The sequence below is a fragment of the Bradyrhizobium stylosanthis genome (genome assembly GCF_001641335.1).
Classification (GTDB): domain Bacteria; phylum Pseudomonadota; class Alphaproteobacteria; order Rhizobiales; family Xanthobacteraceae; genus Bradyrhizobium; species Bradyrhizobium stylosanthis.
In genome coordinates, this window is the sequence record NZ_LVEM01000001.1 from 2,194,559 (window position 1) to 2,210,616 (window position 16,058).

Annotated in this window: 14 protein-coding genes; 5 read left to right on the plus strand and 9 right to left on the minus strand. The window is 66.2% G+C overall.

Features of this window, described 5'->3' with window-relative positions:
• Genes pdxA through A7X65_RS10710 form a run of 4 tightly spaced genes read right to left on the minus strand, consistent with a single transcriptional unit; the run spans position 1 to position 4,525 of the window.
• Positions 1-1,038, minus strand: coding sequence for a 4-hydroxythreonine-4-phosphate dehydrogenase PdxA (pdxA, locus tag A7X65_RS10695; protein ID WP_063684502.1), 1,038 nt, complete (start codon positions 1,036-1,038; stop codon positions 1-3).
• The gene (locus A7X65_RS10700) at positions 1,035-2,141 is read right to left on the minus strand and encodes a four-carbon acid sugar kinase family protein (protein ID WP_063684503.1); all 1,107 of its coding nucleotides are present in this window, start codon (positions 2,139-2,141) and stop codon (positions 1,035-1,037) included. Before A7X65_RS10700 ends, pdxA begins: the two co-directional genes overlap by 4 nt.
• A gap of 2 nt (positions 2,142-2,143) precedes the next feature.
• On the minus strand, positions 2,144-3,583 hold the full coding sequence (locus A7X65_RS10705) for an FAD-binding oxidoreductase (RefSeq protein ID WP_063684504.1): 1,440 nt from the start codon (positions 3,581-3,583) through the stop codon (positions 2,144-2,146).
• A gap of 21 nt (positions 3,584-3,604) precedes the next feature.
• Positions 3,605-4,525, minus strand: a complete 921-nt coding sequence (locus tag A7X65_RS10710) for a dihydrodipicolinate synthase family protein (RefSeq protein WP_063684505.1) — start codon at positions 4,523-4,525, stop codon at positions 3,605-3,607.
• A gap of 106 nt (positions 4,526-4,631) precedes the next feature.
• Here A7X65_RS10710 and A7X65_RS10715 point away from each other — a divergent pair, with 106 nt between their 5' ends.
• Positions 4,632-5,495: an IclR family transcriptional regulator gene (locus A7X65_RS10715; protein ID WP_245323381.1), complete on the plus strand. Its 864-nt coding sequence runs from the start codon at positions 4,632-4,634 to the stop codon at positions 5,493-5,495.
• Between the two features lie 77 nt (positions 5,496-5,572).
• A complete protein-coding gene (locus A7X65_RS10720) occupies positions 5,573-6,304 on the plus strand; it encodes a DUF3750 domain-containing protein (RefSeq protein ID WP_063684507.1) in 732 nt (243 codons plus the stop codon).
• A gap of 18 nt (positions 6,305-6,322) precedes the next feature.
• On the opposite strand, the gene rnz is transcribed toward A7X65_RS10720, so the two are convergent.
• The 5 genes from rnz to A7X65_RS10745 form a co-directional block, all read right to left on the minus strand.
• Positions 6,323-7,228, minus strand: coding sequence for a ribonuclease Z (gene rnz / locus A7X65_RS10725; protein WP_063684508.1), 906 nt, complete (start codon positions 7,226-7,228; stop codon positions 6,323-6,325).
• A 52-nt stretch (positions 7,229-7,280) separates the two neighbouring features.
• Positions 7,281-8,264 (minus strand): antibiotic biosynthesis monooxygenase, encoded by a 984-nt coding sequence (locus tag A7X65_RS10730; protein WP_063684509.1) that lies wholly within the window; start codon positions 8,262-8,264, stop codon positions 7,281-7,283.
• An 11-nt stretch (positions 8,265-8,275) separates the two neighbouring features.
• The gene (gene guaD / locus A7X65_RS10735) at positions 8,276-9,673 is read right to left on the minus strand and encodes a guanine deaminase (RefSeq protein ID WP_063684510.1); all 1,398 of its coding nucleotides are present in this window, start codon (positions 9,671-9,673) and stop codon (positions 8,276-8,278) included.
• 15 nt (positions 9,674-9,688) lie between these two features.
• Positions 9,689-10,906 (minus strand): multidrug effflux MFS transporter, encoded by a 1,218-nt coding sequence (locus A7X65_RS10740; protein WP_063684511.1) that lies wholly within the window; start codon positions 10,904-10,906, stop codon positions 9,689-9,691.
• 356 nt (positions 10,907-11,262) lie between these two features.
• Entirely contained in the window at positions 11,263-12,036 is a 774-nt protein-coding gene (locus A7X65_RS10745; RefSeq protein WP_063684512.1) for an alpha/beta fold hydrolase, read from the minus strand.
• Between the two features lie 145 nt (positions 12,037-12,181).
• Here A7X65_RS10745 and A7X65_RS10750 point away from each other — a divergent pair, with 145 nt between their 5' ends.
• The 3 genes from A7X65_RS10750 (at position 12,182) to A7X65_RS10760 (ending at position 15,802) form a co-directional block, all read left to right on the plus strand.
• Complete coding sequence (locus A7X65_RS10750; protein ID WP_063684915.1) at positions 12,182-12,832, plus strand: GntR family transcriptional regulator; 651 nt, start codon at positions 12,182-12,184, stop codon at positions 12,830-12,832.
• On the plus strand, positions 12,829-14,358 hold the full coding sequence (locus tag A7X65_RS10755) for an aldehyde dehydrogenase (RefSeq protein ID WP_063684513.1): 1,530 nt from the start codon (positions 12,829-12,831) through the stop codon (positions 14,356-14,358). The genes A7X65_RS10750 and A7X65_RS10755 overlap by 4 nt, the downstream gene beginning before the upstream one ends.
• 76 nt (positions 14,359-14,434) lie before the next feature.
• On the plus strand, positions 14,435-15,802 hold the full coding sequence (locus tag A7X65_RS10760; RefSeq protein WP_063684514.1) for an MFS transporter: 1,368 nt from the start codon (positions 14,435-14,437) through the stop codon (positions 15,800-15,802).
• The last annotated feature ends 256 nt before the right edge of the window (positions 15,803-16,058 follow it).

Consider the following 16,058-nt stretch of genomic DNA (forward strand, 5'->3'; position numbering starts at 1 on the left):
TCATGATTTGGATGCGGAGGCGCCGGCCGACAGCCGTTCGGCATAGTCGATGGCCTCGATCAGGCTGTGCTCGTTTGCGATGCCCTTGCCGGCAATATCGAAAGCGGTGCCGTGATCGACCGAGGTGCGGATGATCGGCAGGCCCAGCGTGATGTTGACGCCGGACAGCTCCTGCCAGCGGCCGGTCGCGGGATCGACCTGGAAGCCGAGCAACTTGACGGGGATGTGCCCCTGATCGTGATACATCGCGACCGCGGCATCGTACTGGCCGGCGCGCAGCTTGACGAAAATCGTGTCGCCCGGCACCGGCCCGACGACGTCGAGACCATCGGCAACGGCTTTCGCAATCGTCGGCGCCGACACGTCGATATCCTGCCGGCCGAACAGGCCGCCCTCGCCCGCATGCGGATTGAGCGCGGCGATCGCGATCTTGGGTTTTGCGATGCCGAGGCGGAGCAACGCGTCGTTGGTGAGGTCGATCACCATCCGCAGCCGCTCCGGTGTCAGGCGCTTCGGCACGTCCTCCAGCGCGACATGGGTCGAGACATGGCTGACGCGCATGTTGCCGTGGGCGAGCAGCATCACCGAGCCGCGTACGCCGGTGAGATGCGCCAGCATCTCGGTATGACCGGGGAAATGATAGCCGGCCTTGTTGAGCGCTTCCTTGTTCAGCGGCGCGGTGACGATAGCGGCGGTGCGGCCGGCCTGCGTCAGGCGCACGCCCTGCTCGATCGCCTTGTAGGCGAAGCGGCCGCCGTCGGCGCTGAGCACGCCGGGCTTGATCGGATCACCCTCGGCGTCGGCCTGCAGGTAACAGAGGTTCGGCCAATCGCGATCATCGGCCGTCACCTCCGGGATCGCGACGTCGGCGCCGAGCGCGGCCTTCGCGCCCTGCAGCGCCGCGCCGCTGCCGATGACGAGCAGGCGCAGATCGCCGGCCGCGATCCGGTCCTTCAACCCGACACAGGCCTTGACAATGATCTCCGGCCCGATCCCGGCCGGGTCGCCCATGGTGATGGCAAGGTGACGAGAGGTCATATCGGACTCTCCATTTTGAGCAGATGATTGTCTCGGAGCAGGTCGCGCCACAGCTCGCTGTTGCCGAAGGCTCCGGACTTGGAAACGACATCGACGCCGGCCCAGCGGCCCCCTTGCAGGATCGAGCGCGGCAGTCCCGGCACGATGCGTCCCGTCACCTGGAGCGCATGCGCGCCGAGGGCAACGCAGGCAGCCTTCAAGGTCTCGCCGCCGGCGACGATCAGCGTGCCCGGCGGCTCCAGCGCCGCGATCAGCGCCGTCATCTCGTGCGCGATCCGCCGCGCCGCCTCCGTGCGCGCCAGTCCCTCGGCGAGCAAGAATTTGACCATCGCGACGCGGTCGTCGGCGAGCTTGCGCTGAACCGGCGACGCGCCCTCGCCTTCCGCAAGCGCAATCGTCGCTTCGCCGCAGGCGGCGAGCTGCGAGGCGGTTGCGGGCTGGTCGGAGCCGAACAGCCCTAGCACCGGCAGCTTCAACTGGCCCGGAGCATCAGCGCGATGGCTGCGCGCGAGCGCGCCGGCCAATCCGCCGCTGCCGCACCACAGCACCGGACCCGGCATACGCCGTCCCATCTCGACGACGCGGTCGAGATCGATGTCGCTCTCGGCATCGAACACCTGGACGCCGCCCTGCGACAGCGTCTCGGCCTGCCCCTGCCGCGCCGCGATGCCTTCTTCCTGCAATTGCGCCAGGAGATTGTCGCCGACACGATGCCACTCGCCTTGCACGGTGCGCGCGAATTGCTGGCCGCCCGCGGTGCGGCGTCCCTGATAGTCGAACGCGGGCGCGACCACGCAGGATGCCCAGGGGCCGCTGCGCAGGCAGGCGCCGAGCTCGGCGGCCCAGGCGCCGCGCAACAGGCTGTCGACCTTCTTGTAGGCGATGGTCGCGCCCTGGAGCTGCGGCGCCAGCCGTCCGACGATCTCGATGCTGTCGGCCTTCGACCGTTCGCGGGTGCCGCTATCGATCGCGAGGCTCCCGGAGCCCCTCGGTGCCGACGCTTCGGGCCAGGTGACGTCGAACGGTCCGCACAGGCCGACGAACTCCGCCGCGGTGTCGAGCGCACCGGTGAGATCGTCGGCAAGCAGGCGGACGCTCGTCATCGTCAGGCGGCTCCCGTGCCAAAGATCTTGCCGGGATTCATCAGGCCATGCGGATCGAGCAGGCGCTTGATGTCGCGCATCAGCGCGATGTCGAGCGGATCGGCGACGCGGGCGAGCCGACCGCGATTGGTGATGCCGATGCCGTGCTCAGCGCTGATCGCTCCACTCTGCGCCGCGGTCTCGTCGTCGACGATCTCGTTGATCTGTGCGACCAGCTTCGCCGTCGCATCCGGATCCTGGCAATGCACCCGGTCGATCAGGGCCACGACATGGATGTTGCCGTCACCGATATGGCCGTGCATCACGACATTCGCATGCGGCACGGCGGCCTTGATCCGCGCCTCTACATTGCTCACGAAGGCTGCCTGGCGCTCCAGCGGAACCACGCTGTCATGCGACACGACGTAGCCGCTGCGCTTGTTGCCTTCCGACACGCTGTGCCTGACGGCCCAGATTGCCTTGGCCTGCGCCAGGTTCGAGGCCAGGATGACGTCCTCAGCTAGCCCCGCCTCCATCGCGTCCGCCAACACCTCGGCCAACGGCTCGTTGAGATCGACGCCTGCGAGCGTGTCGGTCAGCTCGACGATCAGATACCACGGTGTGGTCAGTTCGAAGGGAACGGTCACATGCGGCACCGTCGCGGCGATCGCCTCGATCTGCGAGCGCGACATGATCTCCAGGCTGCCGAGCCGGTCGCCGACCGCACCGCGCAGTTGCTGCATGATCTCGAGCGCCTGCTCGACGCCTTGCAGCTTCAGCAGCGCCAGCGCCGAGCTGCGCGGCGGCGCGAACAGTTTCAGCACCGCCGCGGTGACGATGCCGAGCGTGCCTTCCGCACCGATGAAGAGCTGCTTGAGCGCATAGCCCGTATTGTCCTTGCGCAGCGCGCGCAGGCCGTTGAAAACCCGCCCGTCGGGCAGCACGACCTCCAGCCCGAGCACGAGATCGCGCGTCGGGCCATAGCGCAGCACGGCGGTGCCGCCGGCATTGGTCGAGATGTTGCCGCCGATCTGGCAGGAGCCTTCTGCGCCGAGGCTTAAGGGAAAGTAGCGATCGATGTCGCGGGCGGCGTTCTGCACCTCGGCGAGGATACAGCCCGCTTCCACCGTGATGGTGTTGGCGAGCGGGCTGACGTCGCGCACCGCGCGCATGCGATCGAGCCGGATCACGACATTGCCCGCAAGATCGTCCGGCGTGGCGGCGCCGCACATGCCGGTGTTGCCGCCTTGCGGCACGATGGCGAGCCGCCTTGCAGCGCAGAGCTTCACGGCGGCGGCGACCTCGGCGGTCGAGCCGGGCTTCACTACCGCGACCGCCTGGCCGCGATAGCGGCCGCGCCAGTCCACCACGTAAGGCTCCTGGTCGGCTCCGGACGCGATGACGTGCTTGTCGCCGACGATCGCGGCGAGCCCGGCCAAAGCGTCCTGGAAGGAGACGGACATCAGATCGCCTCGCGGTGCGGCCTAGAAGGCGGCAGCGAACGCCACGGCGTTCGCGAGCAGCTCTTTCAGCTGGTCCGGCGGCAGCGACTCCAGCGGCGGCCGCAGCCGCTGCCATCCGGCATGCTTGGTGCGATCGGCCGCGAGCGCCTTCAGCGAGGCCATCTGCGGGAAGCGCGAGACCAGCTCGCGGGCCTTCACGATGCGCGCCTGCGCCGCCTTGAGCGCCGGATCGTCGTCGCTGTCGCCAAAGTGCTTGAAGACATAGGCCAGGCTGCGCGCCACGACGTTGGACGTCGCGGTGATGCAGCCCGCGCCGCCCTTGCGCAGCAGCGGCAGCATCAACGGATCGGCGCCGCCCAAGACTGCGAAACCGGGGAAGCGCTCCACCATCGCGGTCATGTTGGCGAAGCCGCCGGACGAATCCTTGATGCCGGTGAACGTCGCCGGATAGGCCTTGCGCAGCCGCTCGATCAGCGCGTGCGAGATCGGCTGCGCGGACATCTGCGGGTAGTGATAGAGGACGACTTTCAGGCGCTTATCGCCGATGCGCTGCACCACTTCGCTGTAGGACGCATAGATGCCGTCATCGCTGACGTTCTTGTAGTAGAACGGCGGCAGCATCACCACGGTCTCGACGCCGAGCGAGAGCGCATGGCGCGTCAGCGCGACGGTCTCGGTGAGCGCGGCGACGCCGGTGCCCGGCAGAAGCCGCTGCGGCGAGATGCCCGCAGCCACGACCGCTTCGAGCAGCGCGGTGCGCTCCGCCAGCGAAAAGGAATTGGCCTCGCCGGTGGTACCGAGCAGCGCGATACCGTCGCAGCCTTCGTCGAGGAGGTAGCGGCAATGCTCCACGAAGCGCGCATGATCGGGCGCGAGCTCGGCGTCGAGTGGGGTCAGCGCGGCGGAGAACACGCCATGGGGATGGAGCGATGATGTCGACAAAACTTCCTCCGATCGGCAGAACGATGTTGTTCGGAATGCGAACATTTGTTATTTACTGACACTGTCGTAAAATCAGCCGGTCCCAGCGTCAAGGGCGATGGCTGTCATGGCAGGGCATTCGGGCATGGCCAAGGTCGAGCGGAAGACGGCGAAGCGCAAACCGGACGCTAGCCCGGGAAATCCAAAGAATAATCCAAAGAACTACGTTGCTTCCGTCGGCAAGGCATTCGCCGTGCTCAAGAGCTTCACCAGCGAGGCTTTCGAGCTGACCCTGAGTGAGATTGCCGCACGGGCCGAGCTTGACCGCGGGACCGCGTTCCGCCTGATCCAGACCCTGGTCGAGCTCGGCTATCTCCAGGCGGTTCCGCAGAGCCGCCGGTTCCGCCTCGGCATCGCCTGTCTCGACCTCGGCTACACCGTGCTGTCGCACGGGTCCTTGCGGACCATCGTCGAGCCGCTGCTGCGCGACCTCGTGCCTGAGGTGGGCGACGCCGCCTCGCTCGGCATCCTCGACGGCGGCGACGTGGTTTATCTCGCGCGCGTCGGGGCCGGTCTCGACCGCCACAAGATGGATCGCCGGCCGGGCACGCGCATTCCGGCCTACAGCGCCGCGCTCGGCCACGTCATGCTGGCGCATCTGGCGCGGGACGAGCAGATCGCGCGGCTGGAAGCGCGCCCCCGCGTCAAACTGTCGGAGCGAACGCTCACCGATCTCGATGCGCTGCTCGCCCGGCTCGATCAGGTGAAGAAGAAGGGCCATGCCGTCTCCGACGGCGAGAACGCCTACGGCCTGCGCACGCTGGCAACGCCGATCTTCGATGGTCAGGGTCTCGTGATCGGGGGATTGAGCGTCACCGTCGATGCGATGCGGATGGACATGGCAACCTTCCGCGACCAGGCGCTGCCGCGGCTGACGCGACTGACGACCCTCGTGCAGGATCTCGCGATCAAGTCGGGGCTGACGAGCTAACGTCATTGTGGAAGGCAGCCTGAGACCTATATCGTCAGGGCTTCCTTCCAAAACCCGACCTGCCCTTGCGAAAAACCGTGCTCATTTTCTTACTGCTCCTGTTCGTGCCGATCGGCATCTCGGCAGCCCGCTACACTTGGGCCGGCGACGGTCGCGGCAACTGGCAGACGGCGGACCGCTCCAGCGCAGGCTTGCTGCCTCCGGCCTCCTCCCATCCCGACGCCCTGATCCGGGTCTATGCCGCACGAACCGTGCGGTGGCGGAGCATCTTCGCTGTGCACACCTGGATCGTCGTCAAGGACAAGGACGCAAGCAGCTACAGCCGATACGACTACACGGCGTGGGGCGAACCGATCCGCAGCAACGGGTTCGCTCCCGACGGACGGTGGTTCGGTGCCCTGCCGGAAACGGTCGTCGCGGTCGACGGGCCGCAGGCCGAACTGCTCATTCCCAGGATCCGGTCCGTCATCGAGACCTACAAGTTCCGAACCTACGGCGATTACAGCGCCTGGCCGGGACCGAACTCGAACACCTTCGTGCAAGCCGCGCTCGATGCCGTGCCCGAGCTTCGCGCCGTCCTGCCGCCGACCGCGATCGGCAAGGACTATCCCTATTCCGGGCGATGGATCGGGCTGACCGCCTCCCGCTCCGGCGTCTATGCCTCGCTCTCCGGCTATCTCGGCCTCACGCTCGGCTGGGTCGAAGGTCTCGAGATCAACGTCTTCGGTGCCGTGCTTGGCCTCGACATCAGGCGTCCCGCCATCAAGCTGCCGGGCATCGGCCGCCTCGGTGTTGCTGCCGGCCTATAGAGACAAGTGCCGCGGCGCCTAGATGACGATGCGGTCGAAGTCGGCCGCGATCCGGGTGTTCGGAAATATCCGAGCCGCTTCAGTCAGGATCTCAGAATCTTCGTAACGCCCCGACATGTGGGTCAGCACGAGCTGCCCGACATTGTTCGCGGCAGCGAAGGACGCCGCCTCTGCCGCCGTGAGATGGCCGTAGCTTCGCGCGGTCGTCGCGTCACGATCGAGAAACGTCGCCTCGATCACCAGCAGGTCGGCATCGGCAACGTGTTGCGACAGCCCATCGGTGGTTTCGGTGTCGCCGATCACGACGAGCTTCTTGCCGCCGCTCGGCGGGCCCAGCACGTCCTCCGGATCGATCGTTTGACCGTCTTCGATCGCGATCGGTCGTCCCGCGGCCAATTCACCGCGCAAGGGACCATCGGGAACGCCGAGTGCAGCCAGGCGATCGGGCCGAAGATGGCGGCGTGCGGGACTCCAAAACGAGAAGGCAAAGCTGTCGGTGTCGCGGTGGCGCACCGGAAAGCAGTCGACGGTGAAGTCGCCGGCGTCGATCACCGGCCCTTCGGTCAGGGCTGCGAACTCCACCGGGATCGGAGCCCTGCCCGCACCCCAGAGGCCCGCGAGCATGCGGATGACAAGGTCGAGCGTGCCTTCCCCGCCATGAATGGTCATCGCGTCCGAGGTTTGCCGCAGGCCGAGCGTCGAGAACAGCCCGGGAATGCCAAGCACATGATCGAGATGCGCATGCGTGAGCAGGATGCGGTCGAGCCGCCGGAAGCCGGCGCCGCTGCGCAGCAGCTGGCGCTGCGTGCCCTCGCCGCAATCGACCAGCATGCGCTGGCCCGCCGCCTCTACCAGAAGAGCCGGATGGTTGCGTTCCGCGGAGGGAACACTTGCCGAGGTCCCGAGAAATGTCAGGGCGAACATGGTCGTCGATGGTCCTGCGACCGCCCTCTCCGCGACAACACCCTGGACGGTCTCACCGTCCCCAATGCCACGCGAGCAGCAGCGCGTACAGGCCCATCGATGCCGCGTAGAGCACGGCCAGCAGCGCATAGCCCGCGATCTGGCGGCTGATCGCCGCCTTCGGCGCCACCCACCAGTCGAGCGCCCTGAAGGCGGCCGGCACCAGCCACCAGCCGAGCAACTGGGTGCTGACGAGATTGCCGATGAAGAGCGACAACCAGACCGGCACGCCGTGACTGTCGATCAGCGGCCTGCTGATGAAGTAGCCCCAGAGATAGACCACGGGATACAGCACCAGGAGAACGATCAGGTTGCTTTTCCAGATCAAGCCCGGACCTTGCTCCGGCGCCGGCGTCTTGCCGGTGGGGAACCAGAAATTGAAGCCGTAGCTCGCCCGCTTCACGTTCATGCCGGCGTTGAAGCGCTCGCCTTCCTTCAGAAGGGTCTGCCGCAGCGGCGAGTCCAGCCAGGCATTGAGATTGGCATCGCTGTCGAACGACAGGATGATGATCCATTCCTCGTGCAGGCCGGGAATCGGCCGCTCGATCTTGTGACGCAAAAATCCCTTGAACTCGGCCTCGGCTGCCTGGATGCGCTGCTGCCATTTCAGGAACGCATCCTCGAGCCCGTCAGGCACCCTGAACGAGATGACGGCGGAGACCGCACTGTCGCGCTGAACGCCGGTGTCGGGCAGGATATGGACATCCTCCGACCCGACGAAGTGGCGCTGCACCTCCGAAATCAGCTTCGCCCGCACCTCGCTCTGGAGCCAGGCGCGCGCCGCGGCCGGACTGGCGAACCGCACAATCGTCACCCAGTCCACATGCGCCGGCGGCTGCGGCGGCACCACCTCCTGGCTGAGAAAGCCGGGCCACGTCTTGAGCACCTCGCCGACCTCGCCGTTCCACCGCGCGAACGCGGCAAAGCCGTCGTCCGCTATGCGGCGCTGGATGACGAGAGCGACGGGCTGGCCGGCCGTGTCGGGAGATGCGCTCATCGGCTGCCGTCTCAGCTCTTCTTGTAGAGACGCTTGCCCATCACCCAGGTCTCGTCGACGCAGCGGTCGTCGCCGACCATCATGACGGCGAACAGCATGCTCGCGGCCTCGTCCATCGTGCGCGGGCCGGCGCCGTCGGCGATCAGCGACTGGTGCCACGCTTGCGCGATCTGGCCGCCGTTCGGATCGAGCGCGACGAAATCGGCTTCCTTGCCCGGCTCGAAATTGCCGAGCTTGTCGTCGATGTAGAGACCTTCGGCGCCACCGAGCGTGATCGACCAGAAGCCGCGATAGGGCGAGAGCTTGTTGCGCTCGGCTTCCGCAAGGTCCTTGCGCGTGGGATCGATGCTGCCGTCGAGCAGTGTGTTGTTGCACATGCCGACCTTGTAGGCGTCATCGAGCACGGAGATCATCGAGAAGCGATTTCCGCCGCCAACGTCAGTGCCGAACGACATCTTGACGCGATGCTCGGGATCGGTGGCGCGGCCAAGGCGGAACAGGCCGCTGCCGAGGAACAGGTTCGAGCACGGGCAGAACACCACCGCGGCGCCCTTCTTCGACATGCGGCGGAACTCGTTGTTCGAGAGATAGACACCGTGGCCACCCGAGAACTTCGGCCCGACCAGGTCGAACTTCTCGTAGACGCCGAGATAGTCCTGGCAATCGGGATGCTCGACCAGCACGCCGCTGCATTCCGCGGGGTTCTCGGAGATGTGGGTGTTGACCCAGCAATCCGGATGCTCGTGCTTGAGGCGCTGGCACGCTTTCAGCAACTCCGGCGAGGCACCGAAGGCGAAACGCGGCGTGATGGCGTAGAGGTTGCGGCCCTTATTGTGGTACTGCGCAATCAGCCGCTTGCTGTCGCGATAGAAATTCTCGGGCGTATCGACGAAATCGGCCGGCGCGTTGCGATCGATGCCGGTGAGGCCCGCGATGACGCGCATGTTGCGGCGGGCCGCCTCCTCGAACAGCTCCTCGGTCGAAACCGGCGAGGAGCTCGTGAAGGCCTGGCAGGTGGTGGTACCGGAGGCAAGCAACGCGTCGAGGAAGCGCTTCACGCCCTCGCGCGCGTAGTTGCGATCCCGGTATTTGAGCTCTTCCGGGTAGACCCATTTCTGGAGCCACGGCAGCAGCTGCTCGCCATAGGCGCCCAGCACGCGCGTCTGCGGCAGATGGATGTGGCCGTCGATGAAGCCGGGGACGATGATGCGGTCCTTGATGTGGGTGACCGCGACGCCCGGATGCGCAGCGGCGATCTTGTCATGGGGACCGAACGCCTTGATGACGCCGTCGGTGACGATCATGAGGCCGTCTTCGTGGAAACGCGCAGCCGCCTGCTCGTTGCCGACGTGCTTCCAGGGATCGTCGACGAAATCGAAGAACGTGCCGCGAATGCCAACAGTGGTCATGAACCTGTTCCTTCCTTAGGTCTGCGTGGCCTGGCGCACTGAGGGCAGCGAGATCGCGAGCAACATGCCTGCGACGGCGCAGAGGCCGAGATAGAGCCATCCGATCGGGGCCTGCGTTGATTCAGGCAGGACCGCCGCGATCGCCATGGCGCCGCTGACGGCGAGATAGCAGAGCGCGCTGATCAGGCCGCCGATCAGGCCGTGGTCGCGCTCGAACAGGCCGAGCGCCATGCCGTACATCATCGGGCACAGCACGCCGCAGCCGCCGAGCACCAGCGCGCCGCCGATCGTGATCGACACGAAATCGAGACCGACCGTCATGCCGGTCGCGGTCAGAACGACCGAACCGGCAAGAAACAGCGCGAACGCACCGAAGCCCATGACGCGGGCCGGCATGAAGCGCGCGAAGTGCGCGCAGCCGAGCTCGCCGGCGAGATTGACGCCGCCGAGGCCGAGCGCGACGAGGCCGTAGATGGCGGCGGAATAGCCGAGGCCGGTCTGGTAGAAGAACGGCGCGACGACGCCGAACGCCAGCTGAGCGCTCGCCGCCGCGGCGAAGACCAGCACGAAAGCAAGAAAGCCCGGGCGCACGAGCGCATCCCGCAGGATGCCGGCGGTGCGGCGCGGATCGAACGGCGCGCGGCGCTCTGCCGGCAACGTTTCGGGCAGCAGGAAGACGACGATCGCAGCGACGATGGCCGCGGCAAAGGCAATGATGACGAAGACGCCGCGCCACGAGGTCAGTTCGACGATGAAGCCGCCGGCCGCCGGCGCCAGCACCGGCGCGAGCCCCCAGGCCGCGCCTAGCAGTCCCGAGATCGCGGTGAGCTCACGGCCGCGAAAGCAATCGGCCGCGACCGCATAGGCGACGACGAGACAGGTGCAGCCGCCGATGCCCTGCAGGAAACGCAAGGCGAGCAGCAGCGAGGCGCTGGTGGCGAGCGCGCAGGCGATGCTCATCGCGATGAGCACCGACAGCCCCGCGAGCAGGACGTTGCGGCGGCCGAGCGTATCGGAGGCGATGCCGACCGGCACCAGCGCCAGAGACATGCCGAGCATGTAGGCGGTGACGGTGTTCTGCATCGATGCGGAATCGGTTGCGAGGTCCACCACCATCTGCGGCAGGCCGGGCGTATAGGCATCGAGCGGAATCTGGCTGAATGGCACGACGCACAGCAGGATCGGCACGATCCCGCTCCTGGCGCGACCGGCGTCCGAAGCAAGTGCAGTCATGGCTTACGCCCCCTCGATGCCCGCCCCGTCTTTTCGTGCGCGCGATGAGACGCGACGATGCAGGTTGCGGATCTTGACGCGTGGGAAGCTGCCACAACTGTGTGTAGAAACTCTTAGAGAGTCTGCTGCAATGCGGACGGCCGGGAAGGCTCAAACAAAAAGTGCGAAAACAACCCCATGCACAGTACAAATCATTGGGGAATTCCGACCCGCACGGCACGCGCCCCGCCGCCAAGGACGCTTGACGCGTCGGGCAAAACAGGTGCGCACCGAACGTCAGCTTAACGCCGGGCCGGGTCATTAACCGTTCGGAAGCCATCGCCGGCTCGAACACGAACCGGCTTCGGCGAGGCCGGTCAGAACAGGAAGCCCTCGAGTGCGGCGAGAAACTGCCGCGGCGACTGAAGCTGCGGCACGTGCGCGCAACCCTGAATGATCTTGAGCTCGGCGCGCGGCAATCCGGCGGCGAGCTCATGCGACATCGGCGGAGGCGTCGCTTCGTCGTGCTCACCGACGAGAACGAGCACCGGGACTTTCACCGTGGCAAGCTGAGCACGGAGATCGAGGCTCGCCAGGGCATCGCACGCAGCACGAAACACATCGGGATCGGTCCGCAGAAACGCGGCACGGCGATCCTGCATCAGCTCCGGATGCTGCTCCTGGAATTCGGGAGCGAACAGGCGCCGCATGGCGACGTCGGTGATGGCCTCCAATCCATTGTCGCGCGACACCTTCGCCATGTTGCGAAACGCCTCGCGGCCGGGCTCGGAGAACGCCGCACCGCTGTCGGCGAGAACCAGCCTGCTCGCGATCCCGGGATGGCGGATCGCCATCTGCAACGCAACGAACCCGCCATAGCCGTTGCCGAGCACGATCGCGGGCGCGCCGCCCGCGGCATCGCGCACCGCCTCCGCCATGCGGTCCGCGACCGCCGCGAGCCCGCCTTCGACGGCGCGTGAGCGGCCGAACCCCGGCAACTCGGGCACGATGGTCCGGAACGTCCGCTGTAACTCCGGCACGATCGCATCGAAACTCGCACGATCCGACAACAGCGAGTGGAAGAGGAACAATTGCGGCCCCTCGCCCGACTGCGCGGCGTTGACGGTCCCGTTGGCAAAAAGCCTGTCCATATCCGGTCTTTCCTTCACTTCATGGGCCGCCAGCGCGGCCTGAACTGCCCTGACTGATAAATCAACTGTCAAAGAATTCAAGCATTTGGCTCTTGACGTGAAATATCACGACTGAGATATTAACGCCAAGGAGATCACGAATATGATGCTTTTACGCGAGAATATCTACGATCGGCTTCGATCTGATATTTTAGCTTGTCGCTTCGCTCCCGGCGATGAAATGCGTGAGCAGGACCTCGCCGAGCGCTATGAAGTGAGCCGGCAACCGGTCCGGGACGCGCTTCTGCGGCTGCAGCGCGAGCACCTCGTGACGGTGCAGCCGCGCCAGGGCTATCGGGTCACGCCGATCTCGCTCTCGGACGCCCGCGACCTCCTGCGCTTCCGCCTTGCGCTGGAGCCGGCCTGCGTCGCGGAGGCGATCGAAAGCGCGCCCGACAGCGTGCTGAAGTCGCTCGACGAGTTCCGCCGCTTCTCGGGCAACCACGAAGACTTCATCGCCTACAATCGCGGCTTCCACACCGCGCTGGCGCACGCCTCCGGCAATCGCCGCATGGCGACGGCACTGTGCGACCTGATCGGCCAGGCCGATCGTCTCGTCCGCGTCAGCATTTCCAACCTGAAGGGCCACGATCCGGCGAAGCTCGTTGCCGAGCACGTCGCCCTGATCGACGCCATGCAACAGCGCGAGACGCGAACCGCCGCGCGCATCATCAAGGCCCATATCGGGGCCACCGAAAAACGCGTTCTGCCGGCGCTCAAGCGTAACGCCGTCATCGTGGAAGAGAGGTCGTCATGAACATCCCGTCAAAACCCGCGTCGATCGAGGTTGAAATCCACGGCAATTTTGTCGATGGGCGTGAAGTCGAAGCCGGCAACGGCGCGATGCTCGACGTCCGCAACCCCGCGACCGGCGACGTGATCGCCCGCATTCCCAACTCGACCGCCGAGGACATCGACCGCGCCATGAAAAGCGCGCGCGCAGCGTTCGAGGGCAAGGCATGGGGCGGCATGGACACGCGTGCCCGCGCCCGGCTGATCAACAAGCTTGCCGACGCGTTCGAGGCCAATCTCGACAGCCTGTACCGGCTGGAAACCCTCAACAACGGCCGCCCGGTCAACGAGACCCGCGCCCAGCTCTCCCGCCTGCCCGACTTCTTCCGCTACTTCGCCGGCGTCGCGCTGTCGCGCCGCGACTCCGTGATCCCCGTCGAAGGCGCGTATCTGAACTATACGCTCCGCACCCCGATCGGCGTCGTCGCCAATTGCACGCCGTTCAATCACCCGCTGATGATCCTGTGCAAGTCGCTCGCCGTGGTGCTGGCGACCGGATGCGTCACCGTGGTCAAGCCGTCCGAATACACGCCGCTCACGACCTTGAAGCTCGCGCAGATCTTCAGCGAAGCGGGCCTGCCGCCCGGCGTCTTCAATATCGTGCTTGGCCTTGGCCAGAACGCCGGCAAGATGCTGGCCGAGCATGGCGACATCAACAAGCTGGTCCTGACCGGCGGCACCGAGGCCGGCCGCATCGCCGGCAGCGCCGCCGCAAAGGTGTTTGCGCATCAGACCATGGAGCTCGGCGGCAAGACGCCGGTCATGGTGTTCGACGATTTCGACATCGACCGCGCCGTCAACTATGCCGCGTTCGGGGCTTTCATCGGCGCAGGCCAGACCTGCGTCTGCGCCTCGCGCCATATCGTCCAGGCCTCGATCTACGACGAGTTCGTCGAGAAGCTGCAGGCCAAGACCCGCACGATCCGCGTCGGCGATCCCTTCGATCCCGCCACCCAGATGGGCCCCGTGATCTCGGCCAAGCAGCGCGACCGCGTTCTCAGCTATGTCGGTTATGGCCACGCCGACGGCGCGCGTCTCGTCACCGGCGGCGTTGCCGCCAAGGTGCCGGGCCACGACAACGGCTATTTCGTCGAGCCGACCGTGTTCGCCGACGTCAAATCCGACATGCGCATCTTCCAGGAGGAAGTGTTCGGCCCGTTCACCTCGGTGACGCCGTTCAAGGACGAAGCCGATGCGCTCCGCCTTGCCAACGACTCGCCGTTCGGCCTTGCCGCCGCGATCCGCACCCGCGACGTCGCCCGTGCGCATCGCGTCGCCGCCTCGGTCAAGGCGGGCATCGTCTGGATCAACGATCACCACCGGCTCGATCCGGCCTCGCCCTGGGGCGGCGTGGACGATTCCGGCATCGGGCGCGAATGCGGCACCGAGAGCTTCAACGACCATTTCAACACCAAGAGCGTGATGGTCGCGACGCACGAGCAGCCGTTCGACTGGTACCGCGACACGGCCAACCAGAAGCGACTGAACTGACAGAGACCAGGAGCGGCCGATCGCCCGGAGAAGGCGGGCCGCATCAACCAGAACGAACAGTCAAGGGAGAGCGTATATGTCGACATCGGTGAACGCAGGCGGCCGTCTGGATCGGCTGCCGATCGGACCATTCCACCGCCGGATCATGCTGCTGATCGGCATCGGCATGTTTTTCGACGGTTTCGACATCTACATCGCCGGGACCGTGCTCAGCGTGACGCTGAAGACAGGCTTTTCGACCCTCCCCCAGAACGCGGCGTTCATCTCCGCGACTTTCGTCGGCATGATGCTGGGATCGTTCGGCACCGGCTTCCTCGGCGACCGCTACGGCCGCCGCTTCACCTATCAATTCAATTTGCTGCTCTTCGGCCTCGCCTCCCTCGCCGCAGCGTTCTCGCCGAACATGGCCTTCCTGATCGCCTGCCGCTTCGTGATGGGCGTCGGCCTTGGCGCCGAGAACGTCGTCGGCTATTCCACGATGACGGAATTCGTGCCCGCGCGCACCCGCGGCAAATGGCTCGGCTTCACGACCGTCTGCGTCGTCACCGGCCTGCCCGTCGCGCTGCTGATTGCCTCCGTGCTGGTGCCGCAATTCGGCTGGCGCTCGATGTTCGTGCTCGGCGGCGTCGGCGCGCTCGTGGTGTGGTACATGCGCAAATCGCTGCCGGAATCGCCGCGTTGGCTGGAAGCGGTGGGACGCACCGCCGAAGCGGAAGCGCTGATGCAGGCCATCGAGAAGGAGGCGGCGCAAGGCCAGCCCTTGCCGGCTCCCGCGCCCGTCACCTCGGTCCCCGTCCCCGCCGATCTCGGCACGCTGTTCACCGCGCCCCTGCTGTCGCGGATGATCGTCGGCTCGGTCTGCCTGATCACGATCAACACGCTCCTTTACGGCTTCGTGACCTGGCTGCCGGTGTTCTTCGTCAAGCAGGGCCTCTCGATCGCGACCTCGTTCGGATACTCGCTGCTGATGGCGCTCGGCGCGCCGATCGGCTCGGCCATCGGTGCGTTGACCGCCGACCGCTGGGGCCGCAAGCCGACCATCATCGGCGCCTCGCTGATCACGGTGGCACTCGGCATCGTCTATCCCATGATCTCGGATCCGATCCTGCTGCCGGCCGTTGGCTTCGCGCTGACCGTGCCGATCTACGTCCTGGTCGCGCTGCTGTTCGGCATCTACATCCCCGAACTGTTTCCGACCGAGGTCCGCCTGCGCGCCTCCGGCATCGTCAACACGCTGGGACGCGGCGCCACCATCGTCACGCCGTTCCTCGTGGTCTCGCTGTTCGAGTCGCGCGGCGTCGCCGGCGTGATGGCGCTGATGATCGGCCTCCTCGTGGTGCAGGTCATCACGGTCTGGGCGATGGGCATCGAGCCCCGGCATCGCAGTCTCGAGGAGCTGAAGGCGGAGGAAGCGGCTTCGCCGGTGCTGAAGGAAGCGTCCTGAGTCCAGCTCTTGGCAATGTGGCGCGTTTCGTCCACCAAATGAGGTCGTCATGCCCGGGCTTGTCCCGGGCATCCACGTTCTCCATGCCGCACAGCAAGGCGTGGATGGCCGGGACAAGCCCGGCCATGACGGCCTCCCCTGGATTTCAAATACGCACGCCTCCCGCCCTGACACGCGGGCAGATCTGGTTCCCGTTGCGCCGTCTCCTCATCCCGCGCTCAACATTGCATGCTCGCCGCGCGATGCGATGCAAGGG